The sequence below is a fragment of the Nocardia amikacinitolerans NBRC 108937 genome (assembly GCF_001612615.1).
Classification (GTDB): Bacteria; Actinomycetota; Actinomycetes; order Mycobacteriales; family Mycobacteriaceae; genus Nocardia; species Nocardia amikacinitolerans.
In genome coordinates, this window is sequence record NZ_BDAU01000009.1 from 123,476 (window position 1) to 139,208 (window position 15,733).

Consider the following 15,733-nt stretch of genomic DNA (forward strand, 5'->3'; position numbering starts at 1 on the left):
CGGGGAGGTGTCCGGCGAAGTCCGGGGTTGACATTCCACATTGGAGGGTGCACGCTAGGGGCAATATTCCACTGTGGAGGGTGGAATCGTCGATAGGAACTGGAATGGACATCTCGCCCGGTACCCGCGCCTCCGATGCCGAACGCGACCAAGTCGTCCGGCTGCTCGGGAGGCACATGGCCGACGGTCGCCTCGACCTGGCCGAATACGACCAGCGGGTCGCGCGCGTCTACGGCACCACCACCCGCGACGACCTGCAACTCGTGCTCTCCGACCTGCCGAAGCTGACGAAAGAGGCCGCCGCGCCGCCGAAGTCGCGGCCGCGGATTCCGGTGTGGCAGCGCATCGAGGGCGGCAGCTGGCTCGGTGTCAGCATCCTGGTGCTGGTCATCTGGGCCGCCATCTCGATCGGCGTCGGCGAGTTCACCTACCCCTGGCCGATCTGGGTCATCGGGCCGTGGGGCGCGGTGCTGGTCTTCCGCATGCTCACCGGCTGGGAATCCGGTCACGGCTGCAAGCGGGCGGGTTAGGCGCTTTTCCCGGACGGCGCCCGCGCGGCAGGTGACAATCGAGGCGTGCAGGCGAGGAGGGCGTCATGAGCGACGAGGCCGTCGCGGCGCTGTGGGCGCGGCGAATGCGCTGGGCCCGCGCCGCCGACACCGCGAAGCGGCGTGCCGACCGCACCCGGGTCGCCGTCCTCTGCCTCAGCGGCGTGGGTGCGATCGCCACGGCGGCGACCGCCACCGTCTTGCGCACCTCGAGCATGCCGCAGCTCGTCGTCGCCGCCCTCGGCGCGGTCTGCCTCGCCCTGGCGACGTTCCTGGCCGCGCAATTCCTGACCCCCGCCGAGCTCCGTCGCTGGACCCGAGCCCGCGCCGTCGCGGAGAACATCAAACAGGTGATCTACCGGTTTCGGGCAGGGGCACAGCCCTTTCGCGACGACGACGCGGTGCTCCGGCTACTCCAGGCCGTAGGCGAAATCGAGGAGTCCGCCGACGATCTGCTGCCATTTCTGACGTCGAACGGTGCCGACACCGCCGAGCTCGCCTCCGGCGCGCCGCCGGTCCTGACCCCCGAGGAGTACGTGCGGGATCGGGTGCAGGGCCAGATCTCCGGCTACTACGAACGCAGGGCGCGCGAATACGCCGTACGGGCGCGACGGCTACGCGGGGCGGCCCTGCTGCTCGGCGTGGCCGCGACGGTGGTCGCCGCCCTCGGCGCCGTCCTCGTCGGCGCCTCTGGCCGAAACAGCTGGGCCGCCAACCTCACACCGTGGGTCGCCGTGCTGACGACGCTCGGCGCGGGGGTCGCCGGTTATCTGGCAGGCCGCCGGTACGAGTTCCTGGTGATGAGCTACTCCGCGACCGCCCGTCGGCTCGGGCAGCTGCTGCGCGAGTGGCGGGCGGAAGGCTCACCCACCGACGAGCCACGGTGGACGACCTTCGTCGACGACTGCGAAACGGTGATCGCCCAGCAGAACGAGACGTGGGTGGCGAAATGGACGGAGCCGCAACCCGATGGACGGTGAGCGTCGCTTCGCGTACCGAACCGAGATCATGTCGGGTAGTGCGCTACTCGATACTCGGTGCCCGTCGAGTGTGAAGGTTGTGGGGACAGCCCGTTCCCCGCACCCGGGGGTGTCACATGGCCCGCATATTCCTGAGTCATTCCAGCCGAGACGATCGCGCGGCGATCGCGCTGAAACAGTGGCTGGTCGAACAGGATCGCGCGTTGGCGGAGGAGATCTTCCTCGACCTGGACCGGACCACCGGCATCCGGCCGGGTGTCCGATGGAAGGACGCCCTGGTCCGGGCGGCCGAACGGTGCGAAGCCGTGATCTGTCTGCTCTCCACGAACTGGGAGCGCTCCGCGGAATGCAAGACGGAGTTCCGCACGGCCGAGAATTTGCACAAACCGATCTACTGCCTGCGGTTGGAGAAACTGACCAGCCGTGAGCCCGCCGCCGAGTGGCAGCAGGTGGACCTGTTCGGCGCGGGACCCCACACCGCCATCGTCATCGACGACGGGCCGCCGGTCGAGCTGCTGACCGAAGGCCTTCGCCGACTGTGGGACGCCTTGCGCGCCTCCGGAATCGGAGCCGAACACTTCCCGTGGCCGCCGCCCGGCGAGCCGAACCGAGCGCCCTATCGAGGATGGGAGCCCTTCGACGCGGTCGACGCGGCCGTGTACTTCGGCCGTGACGGCCAGATCGTGCGATCCCTCGACGCGATGCGCGGCATGCGGTCCATCGGCCTCGAGCGGCTGTTCGTGATCCTCGGACCCTCCGGCTGCGGCAAGTCGTCGTTCCTGCGCGCCGGGCTCGTGCCGCGGCTGGTCCGCGACGACCGGCACTTCGTCGTCCTCGACACCGTCCGACCGGAACGGGCGGCGGTCACCGGACCACTCGGCCTGGCCCGGTCGTTGCACGCGAGCCGAGCCCGGCTGCGGCTCGGCGGCCCGCCGCTGGGGGCGATCAAGTCCGCGTGCCTGTCGAACATCGACGACGTGCGGGATCTGCTCGTGCAGATACGGGAGGCGGCGAAGCAGCGGTTGCTCGACGACGCGGCGCCGCCGACGATCGTCTTGCCGATCGACCAGGGCGAGGAGCTGTTCAACCCGGACGCCGGACGCGAAGCCGAGCAGCTGCTGCGAATCATCGCCCGGCTCACCGAGGATTCGGCCGTGGACCTGCTCGTGGTCATGGCCATCCGCGCCGACCGCTACGAACCGTTGCAGACCTCGCCGACGCTGGACAGCGTGTCGCGCGTCGTGTTCGACGAACTGCGTCCGCTCGGGCCTGCGCAGTTCGCCGACGTGATCCGCGGACCAGCGGCCCGCGCCTCCGAAGGCGGAACTCCGCTGCGGGTGCAGCCCGAGCTCGTCGAGCGACTGGTGGACGAATGCGCGTCCAGCGCCGATCCGCTACCGCTGCTGTCGCTGACGATGTCGCGACTGTTCACCGACTACGGCAGCAGCGGTGCGCTGACCGTGCGGGACTACGAGTCGATGGGCGGCATGCGCCACGTCGTGGAGTCGGAGATCGCCGCGGTGCTCAGCGGTGATCCCGCCGAACGCGCCCGGCAGCTGGAAAGCCTTCAGCACGCGTTCGTTCCGTGGCTGGCGACCATCAACCCCGATACCGATCAACCGCTGCGGCGGGTGGCGCGCTGGTCGGACCTGCCCGAGGACAGCCGCGCGCTGATCGACGACTTGGTCGCCCGTCGTCTGCTGGTCAAAGACGAACGCGACGGCGAAACCGTTGTGGAAGTCGCGCTGGAAAGCCTGTTCCGCGAGTGGGGCGCGTTGGCCGGGTGGCTCACCGAGGAACGCGCCAACTTGCGATCCGCCGACGCACTCGACCGCGCCGCGGCGGCCTGGCAGGACAACGATCGAGACGAGGCGTGGCTCATCGAGGGCACCCGCCTCACCGACGCCGAGCAGCTCGTCGCCGATCCGCGATACCGGCAACGACTATCCGGCACAACCGAATTCGTCCGGGCATCGCGACAGCGCGCGGACGATCGCGCCGAGCTCGAACGGCAGCGGCAAGCCGCGGAACTCGAGACCGCCATGGCGCATGCCGCGGTGTTGCGGAAGCGGTCGCGGATTCTGCGTGCGGTGCTTGCGGTGACGGTTGTGATCGCGGTGGTCGCGGTATACGGGCTGGTGCGTGCGCGGTCGGAGGAGAAGGAGGCCCAAGCGCGTTTCCGAGAAGCGACCGCGGCGCGGCTCGCCACCAACGCGCAGTCGGCGTTGTCCGGCGCTCGTCCCGCCGACGACGTTCGCACGATCCAGGAAACGCTGGCGGCACACCACCTTTCGGCGACCGACGGACCAGATGTGCTGCTGCGCACGCTGACCCACACAGCAGGCGTGCGGAAGGTCGTCAAGACCGGTCTTCCCTTCTCGATTCGGCTCTACGACACCGCCGAGGAGATCGGGCACCACTACCGCACGGCGCGTCCGGATTTCGCCGTCGCATTCAGCCCGGACAACCGTCATATCCTGACCGGCGGGATGGAACTGCGCCTGTGGGACGCGGACACCGGTGCGCAGGTCGACCGATCGTTCGAATCCTTCCGTGGCGCGCTGCGGGTCGCGTTCAGTCCCGACGGGCGGCGCATCGCCGCCGTCGCCGCGGACTACACCGTCCAGCTCTGGGAGGCCGACTCGGGTCGTCTCCTCGGTGAATTCCCCGGACACACCAGCACGATCTACGCCATCGCCTTCGGTCCGGACGGCCGTCTGCTCGCCTCCGCGGACGACGGCGGAACGATTCGGCTGTGGGACACCGAATCCCGTCGCGGTCACGGCGAACCACTGACGGGTCACACTGGTGCGGTCAACGGCCTCGCCTTCAGTCCCGATGGCCGCCGTCTCGTGTCCGCGGGCAAGGACGCCACTCTCCAGATCTGGAACGTGGATTCCGGGCAGCCGGTCGCGAAACTCGAGCGTCATGCCCAATCAGTGCAAGCGGTCGCCTGGAGCAGGGACGGACAGCGAATCGTCTCCGGAAGCACCGGGCTGCCGCCGGCGGCGGGCGTCACCGAGGATCTCAGTTCCGGCCTGCTGCTGTGGAACGCCGAGACTTTGGCGCCGATCGGCGGACCATTGCAGGGTCACGAGGGCATGATCACCAGCGTCGCGTTCAGCCCGGACAGCCGCCGCGTCGTCTCGGCAGCCACGGACGCGACACTGCGCCTGTGGGATGCCGAAACCGGTAAGGAATCCGGCGCCCCACTGACCGGTCACACCGCTCAGATCATGGGCGTCGCTTTCAGCCCTGACGGTACCCGCCTCGCCTCGACCAGCCACGATGGAACGCTGCGCGTGTGGAACGCCGACCCGCGCCGTTCCGTCGGCCACAAGTGGCAATCGGGTGCGCCGGGCCCGGGATACGGGCCGATCCTGGCATTTCAGGACGAGGGGCGACGACTGGTCAAGGGAGACAACGCCGATGGCACCATCTGGATTCTCGACCTCGACACGCGCCGGTACATCGGCCCGATCGCCGACTATCCCGGAGGTCCGGTCGTCGCTTCGTTCAGTCCCGACGGCCAAAAGATCGCGCTGGCCGGGCCGGAGAAGACGATCGAGATCTTGAATGCCGATGGTCAGCCGTCGGGTCCGACGTTGACGGGTTTCGACAGTCCCGCAACCCTTCTCGAATTCAGCGAGGACAACCGACTGCTCGTCGCCGCCACCGGCGAATCGATCCGGATCTGGGATACGGCCACCGGACAGCCGATCGGCGAGCCGCTCACCGGGATCGGCGTTGTCAATGCGGTCGCGGTCAGTCCCGACGGAGAGCGCATCGCGGCAGGAGGCGGCGACAAGAGCGTCCGGATCTGGGATATGGATTCCGGAGCGCCGATCGGCGGCGCACTCACGGGCCACAGCTTGGAGGTTTCCTCGGTTTGGTTCAGTCCCGACGGCGCCGCCGTGTTGTCCTACAGTCCGGATTCCGTGCATCTGTGGGATGCGGGGACCGGCGCGGCGGTCCACGAGCCGCACAAAGCCAACCGCATCGACGCACTGACCGTCAGCCCGAACGGTGACTTCTACGTCACCGCGGAAGGCCTGGCCTTGCACCGCTGGGACCTGCGTACCGGCAATGCGATCGGCGGCCCGATGACCGGACATGGTTCGGTGATGGTGCGCGCCATCGCCGTGAGCAGCGACAGTCGCTACATCATCTCCGGCGGTGCCGACAAGACTCTCCGGTTCTGGGACGCGGTAACCGGCGAACCGATCGGCGAGCCACTCACCGGACCCGACGGCTGGATCTGGGACGCGCGCATCACTTCCGACAATCGTCGAGTCCATGCGCTTTTCCTCGGGTACGACCACAGCAGTGGCATCTGGGAGTGGCCCGGGCCCGCGTCCTGGCCTGAAGATCTCTGCGCCAAACTGACATCCAACATGAGCAGGGAGCAATGGGACGAATGGGTGTCACCGGATATTCCCTACCGGAAGACTTGTGAAGACCTACCGGAACTTCCGGACGACCAGTAGGGCAATTGGTTTCACAGGTACCGGTGCGCGCGGCGGCCCTCGGGTGCCGGGGGCGGGTAGTCGCGCTCGGGTGGTTCTGCGGAGTGCCAGGAGTCGGGGGCATCGTAGGCGGGCCTGCGTTGCGGTGGCGCGGCTCGGTCGGCCGACTCGTAGGCGGCGGCCGCGGCGGGCATGCGCGGTATAGGCCGGTCCGGTGTGTACGACGAAGCGGCCGTCACCGGTGCACGTTTCGGTGACGGGTGGCGATCGCGCGGTGGTCGGTCGGACACGGGTTCTTCGGCCGGTCGCGGCGGTTCATAGGACTGCCTGGAGCGCCGGGTGGCCGCGCGTTCGGAGGCGGCGGTGCGCTCGCGCCGGGGCAGGGCGGGGCGGTCGTCCGCGGCTTCGGGAATGGCTACGGCACTGTGCGTTGCGGCGGCCGTTGCGGCGCGGCGGGTTTCGGAGGCGGTTGCGGCGCGGTGCGATGCTGAGCCGTTGGTGGCGCGGCGCGTTTCGGAAGCGGCCGCGGCGCGATGAGTTTCGGCGGCCGTTGCGGTACGGCGGGTTTCGGAGGCGGTTGCGGCGCGGTGCGGAGCCGAGCCGTTGGTGGCGCGGCGCGATTCGGAGACCGGTGCGGCGAGACGTGAGTCAGGAATCTGCGCCGCTCGCCGGGTTTCCGACGCCGCCCGCGGTGATCGCGAACGCGACCCGGTGACGCCCGCTTTGGCGGCCACCGACTCGCGACTTCTCCTCGACCGCACGGACCGCTCCGGTGACTCGTCACCGCTCGCCGCCCGTGCGGATCGTTCCGGTAGCTCGTCTTCGGCCCGGCCGCGCGATAAGGCCTTGGCGCGTTCGGTCTCCGGTACGCGGCGCATGCCGACGCGGAAGATCGGCAGTTTGGCGGTGACGCGGCTCGGGTGGTCGCCTTTCTCGCGGTAGGCGGCGGCGATGCCGTGCGCGCGCAGCCAAGCGCCGGGGTCGTCCCGGATCTCCGGGCGGGAGTCGAGAACGACGTCTTCCAGGAGCTCGATCAGATCGCTCTCGCTGTCGCCGCCGAGCGCGGCGCGGATGGCGGGGAACACGGCGGGACGGAAGGTCCAGGACCATTCGTGGCCGGGGTGGGGTCCGTCGTGGTCGTGTCCGTGCAGGACCAGATTGCCCGACTTGGCGATGCGGGCGCGCACCGTGCGCCCGTCGGACTCGATGCGGCACTCGCGCGGCGCGTCCGCCGGACCGGCCGCGTCCGCGGGCTCGGGCGCTTCGGCTTCGTCGAGTTCTTCGGCGCGTGCGATCTCGAACCAGGCGACGACCATGGCGGCGACGCCGAGCGCGGCGGCGAGCGCCAGCTCGATCCAGACGTCGGTCGGGACGACCCGCCGCGTCCGTTCGCACGCGTGCAGGAACAGCAGACAGCCCACGACGAGCGCGGCGATCCGGGCAAGACGGAGGGCCGTGCCGGTGTCGACCGTAGGTGCGCGCATCCGCTGATTGCTCCCGAACAAAGACATTGCCGCTGCCGAATCAGACAGGATCGTAAGGCCAGTAGCCCTCCGGTGGGAGACCATAGGCGCTCGGCGGGCCGACGGGTCGAGCGGCCGGTGGATGCCGGTCGATTACTCGCGGGCGACAGCTACGCGCGAAGCGCGATCCTTTGGAGCGGCCTCGTACCGAGCTGAAGGCGGTGCGGTGCGGCCGAGACGTCCGCCGAACGCGGCTCGGCGACCAGCGGCGATGGGGTGTCGCCGGGCCTGTGGCAAATCCCGAGCACATCGAATTGCGCGCGCTCGCGGGGCGACTCGTTAGGGTGGAGCCCATCGGTCGCGCCGAACCCACCCCGCGACTTGGTGCGCCGCCCGCCGACGAGCGATGCCGCGGCAGGCGGATACCATGGCTGGTCGCCCCGCGGGGATGTGTCCGACCACCGCGCACGGAAAGGTCGTCGAATTTGCACCTGAAGAGTCTGACGTTGAAGGGCTTCAAGTCCTTCGCGTCCGCGACGACGCTGCGCTTCGAACCCGGCATCACCTGTGTGGTCGGCCCGAACGGTTCCGGCAAGTCCAATGTCGTCGACGCGCTCACCTGGGTGATGGGCGAGCAGGGTGCGAAGGCGTTGCGCGGCGGCAAGATGCAGGACGTCATCTTCGCGGGCACGGCGGGACGCGCCCCGCTCGGCCGCGCCGAAGTCACGCTGACCATCGACAACTCCGACGGTGCGCTGCCCATCGACTACGCGGAGGTGTCGATCACCCGGCGCATGTTCCGCGACGGCGCGGGCGAGTACGAGATCAACGGCAGCTCCTGCCGGTTGATGGACGTGCAAGAACTGCTGAGCGACTCCGGCATCGGCCGCGAGATGCACGTCATCGTCGGGCAGGGACAGCTGTCCGCGATCCTGGAATCGCGGCCAGAGGACCGCCGCGCTTTCGTCGAAGAGGCCGCGGGCGTGCTCAAACACCGCAAGCGCAAGGAGAAGGCGGTCCGCAAGCTGGAGGCGATGCAGGCCAACCTCGCGCGCCTGACCGACCTCACCACCGAACTGCGCCGCCAGCTCAAACCGCTCGGCAGGCAGGCCGAGGTCGCCCGGCGCGCGCAGACCGTGCAGGCCGACCTGCGCGACGCGCGCCTGCGGCTTGCGGCCGACGACCTCGTCACTCGCCGTGGCGAACTGGAGAGCCAGCAGAGCAAAGAGGCCTACGCCCGCGAACAACAGATCACCGTGCAGAGCGAGCTGGACGCCGCGAACGCCGCGCTGGCGCAGCAGGAATTCCAGCTGTCCAAGCTCACGCCGAGCGCGGAGGCCGCGGCGCAGATCTGGTTCCAGCTCTCGGCGCTGGCCGAGCGGGTCAACGCGACCATCCGCATCGCGGAAGACCGAGCCCGCCATCTCCATGCCGAGTCGCCCGTCGGCACCGGCCGCGACCCCGATCAGCTGGAGGCGGAGGCCGACCGCGTCGAAGCCGAGGAGGCCGAGCTGCGCGAGGCCGTCGAGATCGCGGTGGAGACGTTGGAGGCCGCAAGGGAACAGCTGGCCGAGCGCGAGTACGCCGCGAAGGCCGCAGAGCAGGCGCACTTGGCCGCGGTCCGCGCCATCGCGGATCGGCGCGAGGGGCTGGCCCGGCTCTCCGGCAAGGTCGACACATTGCGGACGAGGGCGCAGTCGGTGGACGCGGAGATCGCCCGGCTCTCGGTGGCGATCGCCGAGGCCAGGCACCGCGGCGAGGCCGCGCAGGCCGAATTCGACAGCGTGCAGGACGAACTCGGTGAGCTCGACGCGGGCGAGGAAGGTCTGGACGCCCAGCACGAGCACGCCGTGCAGGCGCTGGAATTGGCCGATCAGCGGGTCACCGAACTGCGCGAACAGGATCGGGACGCGAGCAAACGGGTCGCCTCTCTTTCCGCGCGCATCGAGGCGCTCGGCATGGGTCTCGCCCGTCGCGACGGCGCCGCCTGGCTGCTGGAGAACCGCGCCGACGGGCTGCTCGGCGCACTGTCGGGATTGCTGCGGGTACACACCGGATTCGAGGCGGCCGTCGCCGCGGCGCTCGGTCCGCTCGCCGACGCGGTGGCCGCCGACACCGAGGATTCCGCGCACGCGGCGGTGCGCGCGCTCAAGGAAGCGGACGGCGGCCGGGCCGCACTGGTCTTCGGTGCGACACACGCGGCGCGCGCGACCGGCGGCGTGCTGCCCGGCTCGGCCCGCTGGCTGGTCGACGTGGTGGAATGCCCGGATTCCGTGCGGGCGGCCATCGGCGCGCTGACCGCTGGCATCGCGGTGGTCGACGATCTCGCGGCCGCGACCGAACTCGTCGCGGCCCGACCCGAGCTGCGGGTGGTCACCCGCGACGGCGATCTCACCGGCACCGGCTGGCTGCTCGGCGGATCCGATCGCGCCCCGAGTCAGCTGGAGATCCAGGCCGACATCGACGCCGCCAAGACCGAACTCGTCGCCGCGCAGCGGCACGCGGAGGAACTGGAGGCGGCACTCTCCGGCGCGCTGGCCGAACAAGCCGACCGCAAGGAGTCCGTGGATCACGCGCTGCTCGCGCTGCACGAATCCGATCAGGCGCTGATGGCCATCTACGACCGCCTCGGCAGGCTCGGTCAGGCTGCCCGCGCCGCCCAGACCGACAGCGACCGGCTCGCCGCCCAGCGCACCGAGGCGGAATCCGCGCGCGAGGAGGCGCTTGCCTCGCTCGCCGAACTCGAGGACCGGCTGCGGCACGCCGAACTCGAACAATCCGAGATCGATGCCGACGGCGTCGGCGCCGCGGGGACCGACACCGCGGGCCGCGACCGCGAGGAAGCCGCGGCCGCCTTGGCCGAGGCCCGCTCGATGGAGGTCGAGGCGAGGCTCGCCGTGCGCACGGCCGAGGAACGGGCGGAATCGGTTCGCGGCAAGGCGGATTCGCTGCGCCGCGCGGCCCGCGCCGAACGCGAGGCGCGGGCCCGCGCCGAACGCGCCCATGCCGCGCGCCGCCAGGCCGCCGCGGTGGCCGCCGCCGTCGCGGAGTCGGGCGCGCGGGTGGCCGGGGAGCTGGAGAAAGTGGTGGCCGAGGCCGGCGCACGCCGCGACGATCTCGTTCGCCGCCGCACCGAATGCGCGGCGCAGGTCGAGCAGGTCAAGGAGCGGGTGCGCGCGCTGAGCACGCAGCTGGCCCAGCTCACCGACGCGGTGCACCGCGACGAAGTGGCCAAGGCGCAGGCGGCGCTGCGGATCGAGCAGCTGGAGGCGACCATCGCCGAACAGTTCGGCATCGCGCTGAACGACCTGATCGCGGAGTACGGGCCCGATGTGCCGCTGCCGCCTTCGCCGCTGGAAATGGCGGAGTACGAGCAGGCCAAGGAGCGCGGCGAACAGGTCAGCGCGCCGCAGCCGATGCCCTACGACCGGGCGAGCCAGGAGCGCCGCGCCAAACGCGCCGAGAAGGACTTGGCCACGCTCGGCAAGGTGAACCCGCTGGCGCTGGAGGAGTTCGCGGCGCTCGAGGAGCGCTACAACTTCCTGTCCACGCAGCTCGAGGACGTCAAGAACGCGCGAAAGGACCTGCTCGACGTCGTCGCCGAGGTGGACGCGCGCATCCTGCAGGTCTTCACCGAGGCCTACGCCGACGTCGAGCGCGAGTTCGTCCAGGTGTTCGCCAAGCTGTTCCCCGGCGGCGAGGGCAGGCTGCTGCTCACCGATCCGTCGGACATGCTCACCACCGGCATCGAGGTGGAGGCCCGTCCGCCGGGCAAGAAGGTCAAGCGGCTTTCACTGCTGTCCGGCGGTGAGAAGTCGCTGACCGCGGTCGCGCTGCTGGTCGCCATCTTCCGCGCCCGACCCTCGCCGTTCTACGTCATGGACGAGGTCGAGGCCGCACTGGACGACACCAACCTGCGCAGGCTGATCGGGCTGTTCGAACAGCTGCGGGAGAAGAGCCAGCTGATCGTGATCACGCACCAGAAGCCGACCATGGAGATCGCCGACGCGCTCTACGGCGTGAGCATGCGCGGCGACGGCATCACTCAGGTCATTTCGCAGCGACTTCGCGGCGAGAACCTCGCGCCCGCGCCCGCCTAGGCGAAACGCCGGCCTCGCGATCCCGGCTAGACGGAGATCCCGGCGTCGATCACCTGGTCGACCGAGCGGCGCGGGGTCAACGGGAGCGGCGCGACGCTGGTCGGCATGAAGCCGAGGCGAACCATCGCCTGCGGGTGGGCGCAATCCAGCAGCACGTCGGATCGGATCGCGGAGCGCAATTCGGCCATGCCGAGCGGTTCGGTCTGCAGGCAGCTGGCCATGCCGAGACTGGTCGCGGTGAGCAGCAACGCGCTGGCTGCCTCGCCCGCGCGCAGTGCGGAGCGGGGGTCGTCCGCGGCGGTGCCGACCACCAGCCATTCGGAGCCGTCGTTCTCGAACGGAGTGTCGGCGAGTTCCGGGTCGAGGAAGACCCGCTGCGAGACGTCGTCGTCGGGACGCGGACGCGGGGTGTTGGCGGCGGGGACGCCGTCGGCGGTGCCGTGCCTGCCGCTCCACGCGGCGAGTTCCGCGAGGTAGGCGCGATCGCGGGCGTGCCTGGCTCCCGCGGCGCGCGTCACACGGGCCAGCGGCGCGCGCATCGGCGGCGGAACCACCCGCGCCACCGCGCCGAACGGCACCGCGCGCTCGGCCACCTGGCGCAGCCTGCCGTAGGGAACACGGCGGTCGCAGTAGCGCCTGCGGTCGGATTGCCGGTGCAGGATGGCGGCGCCGAGGTCGATGTCGTCGCGGGACGGGCTGTCGGCGCTCACCGTGATGCGGGCCAAATGATCGTGGTCGACCGGATTCGGCAGGTAGTCCACCTCGGCGGACCAGCCGTGCAGCGCGAGCGCCACGCGCAGGTGGTGCAGCGCCGCGCCGCAGCTGAGCAGCAGCGCGCGGCCGGTCGGGTCGGTCGAGGGGAGCCGCCTGGTGGGGTCGGCGTACAGGTCGACGAACTGTTCTTCCAGTCGCCATCGCCACGGTTGGGTGTTGTGTACCGACGGTGCGCGGACCGCCATCGCCACGGCGTTTTCGAAGACCTCAGCGGTGGGTTGCCGATCGGTCATGAATTCGAGTAGTCCTTCCGGGTCGGCGGCGATCGGAGCGCCGCGGTTGTTTCCGGCCTGAAGCAATCCTCTCAGTCTGAAACAGGCGAAACCCAGAAGATAATTTCTTCGGGAGATATGTCACATAGCTATGGACTTCAGCTTCGAGTCGGCGCGGGAAAGCGGTGCGGTTGCCACATGCGCCCCTCGGTGGCGGCGATCGCGTTGCCGAATTGCACGTCGGCGAAGTGGCATCCGTAGCCCAATGTGCCCGGCACGGCGAGTTCTTCGACCAAGCCGTGTCGCACGTCCGCCGAACACATCGGGTCGTGATCGACAACGGCCGACAGTTCCGGGTGGGCGATCTGCAGCGACGAGTGCAGCGCGTCGCCGAACGCGATGAGCCGCTGTCCGACGAAGCCGATGACGAACCCGGTGTGGCCGACCGTGTGGCCGGGCAGCGCCCGCACCCGCACGCCAGGAAAGATCTCGTCGCCGTCGGCGACGGTGCGGACCTGATGGGCGAACACGTCCAGCATCTCGGCGGTGGTGCCCGCGGCGGCGGCGAGCGCACGATGGTGCCACTCGTCTTCCGAGACCAGCACCCGGGCGTGCGCGAACGGCGGCCTGCGTGCGCCGGGGGCGGCCTGCCACAGCCAGCCGAAATGGTCGGCGTGCAGGTGGGTGAGGGCGACCGTCTCGATCTCGGCGGGGTCGCGGCCGACCTGGGCGAGGCTGTCCAGCAGCCCGCCGCCGCGCAGGATGCCGACTCCCGTCCGGAAGGTGAGCGGACCGAAACCGGCGTCTATCAGCATCGCCCGCTCGCGGTATTCGATCAGCAGACCGCCGACGCTGCCGACGAAGGCGTCGGCGTCGAGGTACTCGCTGTGCCTGCTCCAGAATCCGTCGGGCGCGGTCGGCAGCCACGCGCGCGCGTTCATGGTGGTCAGACCGTCGGGCAGGTAGGTGACCCGGAGCGGACCGACGTGCACGGTGCGGATCGGGGCGGGTTGGGTCAAACGCTCGGCGACGGTGGTGGTCATCGCGTCTCGGCTTTCACTGGCGTTCGGTGCGGAGGTGCTACGACTCTATCCATGTTTCGGCGCCGTGTCGCCGCGAACTGAAATCGAATATCGCTGTCGTAGAACGTTTCTCGCCGGGTCGTGTGCCGGGTGACCGGCATTGCCGTCGCCCGACGGCCCGCAGCGCCGCCTCGCCGGTACCGGCCGGGCGGCGCTGGGCGCAGAGTCGCGGTGCGAAGGCCGCGCCGTCCTACTCGCGCGAATCAGCTTGTGACGCTGTCCTTCTGCGTGTCGAGCAGCGCCGTGATCCGGTCGGCTCCGCCGGACGCGAGCCAGGCGTCCAGGGTTTGCAGGCCGGGATGCAGTTCGCGCAGCGCGGGAATGTCGGCGTGCCAACCACCGGTCTTCCGCGTCACCCGCCACACGGTGCCGATCTCGGGTCCGATCGCGTCCGCTTCGGCCTCGCCCACCTCTTCGTACCGCACCTCGTGCCCGATGGCGCGGGAGATCGTCGCCGCGGCGTCGACGGGAGTGATTGCCTCGCCTGCCAATTCGAGGATGTGCCCGTGGAAGCGGTCCGGATCGGCGAAGGCCAGTGCGGCGAACACCGCGACATCGGCGACCGCGATCATCTGCAGCGGCCGGTCGGCGGCGAACAGGTGACGGTGCACGCCGTCGGCGATGCCGTCCACCGGAGAACCCTGGAGCAGATAGTTCTCCATGAACCGGACCGGGCGCAGCACGGTGTAGCGGAGGCCGCTCGTGGTCACGGCCTCCTCGATGCGCTGTTTGCCGTGCACACCCCACGCGGCGGGTTCGCCCATCGAGGCGACGCCGGTGAACACGATGTGGTCGACTCCGGCGGTGCGCGCCGCGTCGACCAGTGCGACGCCGCGCTCGGCCTCGAGGTCGCCGTCCCATCCCTCGGCGCGGTAAGTCGCTGGGGGAACGGCGAATACGCCGCGTGCGCCGGTCGCGGCTTTCACCAAAGTATCCGGTGCGTCGAAATCGCCGATCGCCAATTCGGCGCCCAGCTCGGCCAGTGCCTTGGCGGCCGGTGCGTCGGGGTCGCGCACCAGGGCGCGTACCGGAACTCCGTCGGCGAGGAGTCGCCGGGCGGTGGCGCCGCCCTGCTGTCCGGTGCTTCCGGTGACGAGAATCGGGTCGTGCTGAGCGGACATGTTCGCCTTACCTGCTCTCGATAGAATCGGGTCGGTCGACCCGCTTTCGGACGTTACGGGTGGTTCGACCCGCTTCGCCAGGCGCTCGACGGAAGGTGCGTAACGAAATGGTGGTCTCGCCCGGCCCCTCCACCCTCGTGGCGCGTGCCGACGCGCAACGCAACCGCGCGCTCGTGCTCGCCGCCGCGCAGCGGGCCTTTGCCGAACGCGGCGCCGCGGTGACGCTGGCCGAGGTCGCGCGCCGCGCGGGTGTCGGCGCGGGGACGGTCTACCGGCACTTCCCGACGAAAACCGATCTGCTGGAAGCGGTCATGCAACAGCGCGTCGACCGGCTGGCCCGGCTGGCCGCCGAGCAGGTGGGGGCGCGAGATCCCGGCGCGGCGTTCTTCGCGGTGTGCGCGGATGTGGTGTGGTCCACGCCGCGCAACCAGGCGCTCTGCGAGATGGTGCAGTCCGACGACGGCTGGCCGCGCACCCTGATGCGCAGTGCGGGTGAGCGTTTCCACCGCGCGCTCGAGGCGCTACTGCTGGCGGCGCAGCGGCAGGGTTCGGTCCGCGCCGACATCGCGGTGGCCGATGTGCTCGACGTCTTCACCGGATGCGTTGCCATCCAACGTAATCGGCCCGCCGACGCCGAACTGGCGCCCGCGGTGGTCATCCTGCTCGACGCGCTGCGCGCCACGCCGAGCGCCGGGGGTGTAACGAAATTACGGACCGCCCCGGAAATGCGTGACGAAACCGACGCCCGTAACGAAACGGGGGCCGGTCCGCGCTGCCCTGTCTGCGGGGCGACACTGGCCGAGCTGGGAGCTGGACGCCCGCGCCGCTACTGCTCGGCGGCCTGTCGGCAGAAAGCGCACCGTTCCCGCGCCGCCGCGCGCCGCCGCTGAACGGCCGGGGTCTCACGTCCCGCTGAAGTCGATCCGGTGCTTCGAGTGCTGTTCTTATAGACCCGCTGGGCGCACGTCTGATAGACCCGCTGGCGCA

The 15,733-nt window shown here is 70.2% G+C and carries 8 protein-coding genes and 2 pseudogenes; 6 read left to right on the forward strand and 4 right to left on the reverse strand.

From position 1 onward, the window contains the following. Nucleotides 1-104: 104 nt before the first annotated feature. From NAM01S_RS08660 to NAM01S_RS37215, 4 genes and pseudogenes are all read left to right on the forward strand, one after another. Nucleotides 105-530, forward strand: a complete 426-nt coding sequence (locus NAM01S_RS08660) for a DUF1707 SHOCT-like domain-containing protein (protein WP_067782105.1) — start codon at nucleotides 105-107, stop codon at nucleotides 528-530. 65 nt (nucleotides 531-595) lie between these two features. Then, complete coding sequence (locus tag NAM01S_RS08665; RefSeq protein ID WP_067782110.1) at nucleotides 596-1,528, forward strand: DUF4231 domain-containing protein; 933 nt, start codon at nucleotides 596-598, stop codon at nucleotides 1,526-1,528. A 116-nt stretch (nucleotides 1,529-1,644) separates the two neighbouring features. Further along, nucleotides 1,645-5,469: pseudogene (locus NAM01S_RS08670) on the forward strand (nSTAND1 domain-containing NTPase); the annotation flags it as partial. Nucleotides 5,470-5,643: 174 nt separating this feature from the next. After that, nucleotides 5,644-6,015, forward strand: a pseudogene (locus NAM01S_RS37215) (WD40 repeat domain-containing protein); the annotation flags it as partial. Between the two features lie 11 nt (nucleotides 6,016-6,026). On the opposite strand, the gene NAM01S_RS08675 reads toward NAM01S_RS37215, so the two are convergent. Next, nucleotides 6,027-7,478 carry a hypothetical protein gene (locus NAM01S_RS08675; protein ID WP_067782116.1) on the reverse strand — a complete coding sequence of 484 codons (1,452 nt, stop codon included), beginning with the start codon at nucleotides 7,476-7,478 and terminating at the stop codon, nucleotides 6,027-6,029. 464 nt (nucleotides 7,479-7,942) lie between these two features. Here NAM01S_RS08675 and smc point away from each other — a divergent pair, with 464 nt between their 5' ends. After that, on the forward strand, nucleotides 7,943-11,557 hold the full coding sequence (smc, locus tag NAM01S_RS08680; RefSeq protein WP_067782119.1) for a chromosome segregation protein SMC: 3,615 nt from the start codon (nucleotides 7,943-7,945) through the stop codon (nucleotides 11,555-11,557). A gap of 26 nt (nucleotides 11,558-11,583) precedes the next feature. Here smc and NAM01S_RS08685 read toward each other — a convergent pair whose 3' ends face one another. The 3 genes from NAM01S_RS08685 to NAM01S_RS08695 form a co-directional block, all read right to left on the reverse strand. Next, nucleotides 11,584-12,564 (reverse strand): Acg family FMN-binding oxidoreductase, encoded by a 981-nt coding sequence (locus NAM01S_RS08685; RefSeq protein ID WP_067782673.1) that lies wholly within the window; start codon nucleotides 12,562-12,564, stop codon nucleotides 11,584-11,586. Between the two features lie 137 nt (nucleotides 12,565-12,701). Then, the gene (locus NAM01S_RS08690; protein WP_067782121.1) at nucleotides 12,702-13,586 is read right to left on the reverse strand and encodes an MBL fold metallo-hydrolase; all 885 of its coding nucleotides are present in this window, start codon (nucleotides 13,584-13,586) and stop codon (nucleotides 12,702-12,704) included. A 242-nt stretch (nucleotides 13,587-13,828) separates the two neighbouring features. Continuing rightward, nucleotides 13,829-14,746 carry an NmrA family NAD(P)-binding protein gene (locus NAM01S_RS08695; protein WP_067782123.1) on the reverse strand — a complete coding sequence of 306 codons (918 nt, stop codon included), beginning with the start codon at nucleotides 14,744-14,746 and terminating at the stop codon, nucleotides 13,829-13,831. Nucleotides 14,747-14,853: 107 nt separating this feature from the next. On the opposite strand from NAM01S_RS08695, the gene NAM01S_RS08700 reads away from it, so the two are divergent. Further along, nucleotides 14,854-15,636, forward strand: coding sequence for a TetR/AcrR family transcriptional regulator (locus NAM01S_RS08700; protein WP_067782125.1), 783 nt, complete (start codon nucleotides 14,854-14,856; stop codon nucleotides 15,634-15,636). Nucleotides 15,637-15,733: the final 97 nt, after the last annotated feature.